The 530-nt window shown below is 42.6% G+C and carries 1 protein-coding gene and 1 pseudogene; one reads left to right on the top strand and one right to left on the bottom strand.

Translation table 11 applies throughout. The features are described 5' to 3' along the window. Nucleotides 1–135, bottom strand: a pseudogene (locus tag A3757_RS27545) (IS110 family transposase); the annotation flags it as partial. Between the two features lie 177 nt (nt 136–312). On the opposite strand from A3757_RS27545, the gene A3757_RS06725 reads away from it, so the two are divergent. Beyond that, nucleotides 313–530, top strand: a 218-nt coding sequence (locus A3757_RS06725; protein WP_068739341.1) for a transposase, incomplete at its 3' end; no start/stop codon positions are given.

Below are 530 nucleotides of genomic sequence, written 5' to 3'. Positions count from 1 at the left end.
GGTAAGTGATACTTTGGCTGAAGAAACTCTTCCAAGATGTTTTACTTCTGAGCCTCGTTGATCTTCGCAATATGCGACTTCGGTGAACTCCTTATGGGTGTCCAATCCGACAAAAATTATGGTATTGTTTTTCATGGTGCTGGCCTCCGCTTATATGGTATGACACATATATTATGGCTCTGGCTTTGCTAACCCACGATAGGAGGTCAGCACTCTTTTGGGACGTGGGGAGTCATTATGTCTAGGTTTCCGAGTGCCCAACAATTAGTGTACACCCTACTATAGTTATATAGACCTTATGTGGAGGTGCTCATGGCACGTAAAAAAACTCAAGCTTACTCTGAAGAATTCCGAAAAGAAGCAGTGAAACGCTGCGAAAAACCGGGCGTCACTCAAGCTCAAGTTGCTAAAGAACTTGGAATTAGCTCCCAACAAATCGCGAACTGGAAGCGTCAATTTATGCGCTTATCTGATAAACAATTCAACTCTGTTAATGGCGTCGATTACTCAAAAAATGAGAGTGAAGAACT

The organism is Oleiphilus sp. HI0117 (assembly GCF_001635235.1).
This window is presented reverse-complemented; position numbering and strand designations above follow the sequence as displayed.